Genomic DNA, 4,870 nt, shown 5'->3' with positions numbered 1-4,870 from the left:
GGCCTGGATCCGCACGCGCCGGACACGCACGAGCCGTTGACCTCCGCGCTGTCCAGGGCAGGACTTCCGACGCGCTGCCTCGGGCCACGCGCCGGCGGTCCGGCGTTGCGCGTCACCGGGCGGCGCCGCATCGAACGCCTCGCCGAACTCGTCGGCCCGACACCCGATGGTGCGATCGAGCGCACGTGGCCGCTCGTTTCGTGACGCTTCACCGCAGGCAGTGACAGGTCACGCAACGGAACAAGTTCCTCACCCGATACGTTCGTACGGGACGGAAGACGCGAGTACCGGCGTGTGGTGTGCCACGCTGTGCGTCCCTGGGTGCGGCATATCGGACCGCGTCCGGTGCACACTGGCGGATCGGACGCCTTCGCGAGGAGAGAGCAGGTAAGCGTGGCTGGGTCGACACGGGCGAAGCAGGACGGCAACGGCCGGGCTTCGGGGTCCGCGAACGGAGCGGGCGCCGGTGGTCGGCGGCTGGTGATCGTCGAGTCCCCCGCCAAGGCCAAGAAGATCGCCTCGTTCCTCGGTTCCGAGTTCCTGGTGGAGTCCTCCCGCGGGCACATCCGGGACCTGCCGCGCGGCGCCGCGGACGTCCCGGCGAAGTACAAGGGCCAGTCCTGGGCGCGGCTCGGCGTGGACGTGGAGAACAACTTCGAGCCGCTGTACCTGGTGACCGCGGACAAGAAGAGCACGGTCAGCGAGCTCAAGGACGCGCTGAAGGAAGTCGACGAGCTCTACCTCGCCACGGACGGCGACCGCGAGGGCGAAGCGATCGCCTGGCACCTGATGGAAACGCTCAAGCCGAAGGTGCCGGTGCGCCGGATGGTGTTCCACGAGATCACCGAGTCCGCCATCCAGGCCGCCGCGGCGAACCCGCGCGACCTGGACCAGGACTTGGTGGACGCGCAGGAGACGCGCCGCATCCTGGACCGGCTCTACGGCTACGAGGTCAGCCCGGTGCTGTGGAAGAAGGTCATGCCGAAGCTCTCGGCGGGCCGGGTGCAGTCCGTGGCGACCCGGATCGTGGTGCAGCGCGAGCGGGAGCGCATCAAGTTCGTGCCCGCTTCCTACTGGGACATCTCGGCCACCATGGATGCCGGTGCGCAGGCCGATCCGCGCCGCTTCGGCGCCCGCCTGGTCAGCGTGGACGGCGCGAAGATCGCCACCGGACGGGACTTCGGTTCGGACGGCAGGTTGCGCAACGCCGATGTGCGCCCGCTCGACGAGCAGGAGGCGCGCCGCCTGGCGGGCGCGCTCGCCGACGCGCAGCTGAGCGTGTCCAGCGTCGAGGAGAAGCCCTACACGCGGCGCCCCTACGCGCCGTTCATGACCTCCACGCTGCAGCAGGAGGCCAGCCGCAAGCTCCGCTTCTCCGCGGACCGCACGATGCGCACCGCGCAGCGGCTCTACGAGAACGGCTACATCACCTACATGCGGACCGACTCGACGACGCTGTCCGAGACGGCGCTGAGCGCGGCCCGCAACCAGGCGCGGGACCTCTACGGCGACGATCACCTCTCGCCGCAACCCCGGCAGTACAACCGCAAGGTCAAAAACGCGCAGGAAGCGCACGAGGCGATCCGGCCCGCCGGGGACACCTTCCGCACGCCCGGCCAGGTGGCCAACGAGCTCGACGCCGACGGGTTCAAGCTCTACGAGCTGATCTGGCAGCGCACCATCGCCTCGCAGATGGCCGACGCGAAGGGCACCACGCTGTCGGTGCGCATCACCGGCACCGCCGCGGGCGGCGAGGAGTGCACGTTCGCCGCATCCGGGCGCACGATCACCTTCCCCGGCTTCCTGAAGGCCTACGTCGAGTCGGTGGACTCGGAGGCGGGCGGCGTCGCCGACGACGCGGAGTCCAGGCTGCCGCGGCTCGCGCAGGACCAGCCGATCACCGCCGCCGAACTGGAGCCGGACGGGCACAGCACCAACCCGCCCGCCCGCTACACCGAGGCCAGCCTGGTCAAGGCGCTGGAAGAGCTCGGCATCGGCCGCCCGTCCACCTACGCCTCGATCATCAGCACCGTGCAGGAACGCGGCTACGTGTGGAAGAAGGGCTCCGCGCTGGTGCCGTCCTGGGTGGCGTTCGCCGTGGTGGGCTTGATGGAACAGCACTTCGGCCGGCTGGTGGACTACGACTTCACCGCCGCGCTGGAGGACGAGCTGGACCGCATCGCCGAGGGGCGCCAGCAGCGCACGAAGTGGCTTTCCGGCTTCTACTTCGGCGGCGAGGTCGGGCCGGACGACTCGATCGGCCGCGCCGGCGGGCTCAAGAAGCTGGTCGGTTCCAGCGTGGAGCAGATCGACGCCCGCGAGGTGAACTCGATCCCGATGTTCACCGACGACGAAAACCGCACGGTCTACGTCCGGGTCGGCAGGTACGGGCCGTACCTGGAGCGCCCGCTCGGCGACGACGAGTCGCAGCGCGCGAACCTGCCGGACGACCTGCCGCCGGACGAGCTCACCGCGCAGATCGCGGAGAAGCTGTTCGCGACGCCGATGGAGGGCCGCAGCCTCGGCACCGATCCGGAGTCGGGGCACGAGGTGCTGGCCAAGGAAGGCCGCTTCGGCCCGTACGTCACCGAGGTGCTGCCCGAGGGCGACAAGTCCAAGCCGCGCACCGGCAGCCTGCTCAAGTCGATGTCGCTGGACACCGTGACGCTCGAGGACGCGCTGAAGCTGCTGTCGCTGCCGCGGGTGGTCGGCACCGACCCCGACTCCGGCGAGGAGATCACCGCGCAGAACGGCCGCTACGGGCCGTACTTGAAGCGCGGCACCGATTCGCGGTCGCTGGAGACCGAGGAGCAGATCTTCACGGTCACGCTGGACGAGGCGAAGAAGCTCTACGCGCAGCCGAAGCAGCGCGGCAGGCGGGCCGCGGCGGCTCCACTGCGCGAATTGGGCGACGAGCCGGACACCGGCAAGCCGCTGGTGATCAAGGACGGCCGGTTCGGGCCGTACGTCACCGACGGCGAGACGAACGCTTCGCTGCGCAAGGGCGATGACGTCGAGTCGCTGTCGATGGACCGCGCGACCGAACTGATCCAGGAACGCCGCGCGAAGGCTCCGCCGAAGAAGAAGTCGGCGCAGTCGAAGAGCAGCTCGTCGAAGAGCGCCCCCGCCAAGAGCGCCTCCGCCAAGAGTGCCTCAGCCAAGAGCACCTCCGCCAAGGGCGCTGCGTCGAAGAGTTCCGCGTCGAAGAGCACGGCGTCCAAGAGCGGCTCCAAGAGCACGTCCGGCAAGAGCACCGCCAAGTCCGGCACGTCCGCGAAATCCGGCACTTCGGCGAAGTCGGGGACCTCCGCCAAGAGCACGGCATCGAAGAGCTCCACAGCCAAGACGAACGGCTCGAAGAGCACGTCGTCGCGCAGCACCGGCGCCCGCAGCAAGTCCGCGAAGAGCGACGAAACCGCGTCTTCGCAGTCCTGAACCGCCCCGGGTGCGCCCGGTCCGCTGTCGTGGCCGCCTCGTACAGTGCGGGTGAACGCCACGGAGGTGACCTGTGCAGGAGTCCCCGGATCCGGTCGAGGGCGAGGTCCCGCCGGACACCGGCGTCTGGGCGGACATCGTCGGTCAGCCCGCCGCGGTGCGCACGCTGCTGGCAGCCGCCCGCGCCGCGCGGTTGCAGATCCGGGGTGAGCCGGCGCCGGCCGGGGCGATGACCCACGCGTGGTTGTTCACCGGACCGCCCGGATCCGGCCGCTCGGTGGCGGCTCGCGCCTTCGCGGCGGCACTGCAGTGCACGGACCCGGCCGCGGATGGTGACCTGCCGGGCTGCGGGCACTGCTCCGCCTGCCGCACGGTCATGTCCGGCACGCACGCGGACGTGCGCGTGGTCGTGCCGGAGGGTCTGACGATCTCGGTGCGCGAGATGCGCGAGCTCGTGCAGGCCGCGGCCCGCCGCCCGACCACCGGGGAATGGCGGGTCGTGCTCATCGAGGATTCCGACCGGCTGACCGAAGGCGCGGCGAACGCGCTGCTCAAGGCCGTCGAAGAACCTCCGGACCGCACGGTTTTCGCGCTGTGCGCGCCTTCGGACCACCCGGAGGACGTGCCGGTGACGATCCGCTCGCGGTGCCGCGCCGTGCAGCTGCGCACTCCGCTGGCGTCCGCGATCGCGGAGGTGCTGCGCGAACGGGACGGCATCGAGGACGCCATGGCCACCTGGGCCGCGTCCGTGTGCGGCGGACACATCGGCCGTGCGCGGCGGTTGGCGACAGATTCCGATGCGCGGGAGCGGCGCGCGAAGGTGCTCAGCGTCCCGGCCGGTCTGCGCCGGTTCTCCGATGTGTTCACCGCCGCCGGCGGGCTGGTGAAGTCCGCGGAGACGGAAGCGGCAGCGGCCAACGAGGAACGCGACGAAGCCGAGAAGGACGAGCTGCGCACCGCCATGGGAGCGGGCGGTACCGGTAAGGGGACCGCGGCGGCGAACCGCGGCGCGAACGCCGCGCTGCGCGAACTGGAGAAGCGGCAGAAGTCCCGGGCCACCCGTTCGCAGCGGGACGCGCTGGACCTGGCACTGGTGGACTTGGCGGGGTTCTACCGGGACGTGTTGGTGACCCGGTCGCGTTCGGCCGCGCCGCTGAACCATCCGGACTACGAGGCGGATGTGGTGCGCGCGGCTTCGGAGTGGAGCTCGGAGTCGGCGCTGCGGCGGCTGGAAGCGGTGCTGGAGTGCCGCACGGCGCTGAGCCGCAACGTGAAGCCGATCATCGCCGTGGAGGCGATGGCCGCCACCTTGCACCGGGGCTGACGCCGCCGCGGACGTGAAACGGCCCCCGCACCCTCCTCCCCTGGGTGCGGGGGCCGCGTCAGTGGCGGCCGGTCAGTCGGCCGGGGTCTGCTGCGGGACGTTGACCGCTTC

At 70.9% G+C, this 4,870-nt stretch carries 2 protein-coding genes and 1 pseudogene; all 3 read left to right on the top strand.

What is annotated here, in order from left to right; translation table 11 throughout:
* Positions 1-204: pseudogene (locus IJH84_RS17310) on the top strand (hypothetical protein); the annotation flags it as partial.
* 273 nt (positions 205-477) lie between these two features.
* Positions 478-3,435, top strand: coding sequence for a type I DNA topoisomerase (gene topA / locus IJH84_RS17305; RefSeq protein WP_295146269.1), 2,958 nt, complete (start codon positions 478-480; stop codon positions 3,433-3,435).
* Positions 3,436-3,508: 73 nt separating this feature from the next.
* Positions 3,509-4,759 (top strand): DNA polymerase III subunit delta', encoded by a 1,251-nt coding sequence (locus IJH84_RS17300; protein WP_200068268.1) that lies wholly within the window; start codon positions 3,509-3,511, stop codon positions 4,757-4,759.
* Positions 4,760-4,870: the final 111 nt, after the last annotated feature.

The sequence above is a fragment of the Saccharopolyspora sp. genome, from assembly GCF_017434145.1.
GTDB lineage: Bacteria > Actinomycetota > Actinomycetes > Mycobacteriales > Pseudonocardiaceae > Saccharopolyspora_C > Saccharopolyspora_C galaxeae.
This window is presented reverse-complemented; position numbering and strand designations above follow the sequence as displayed.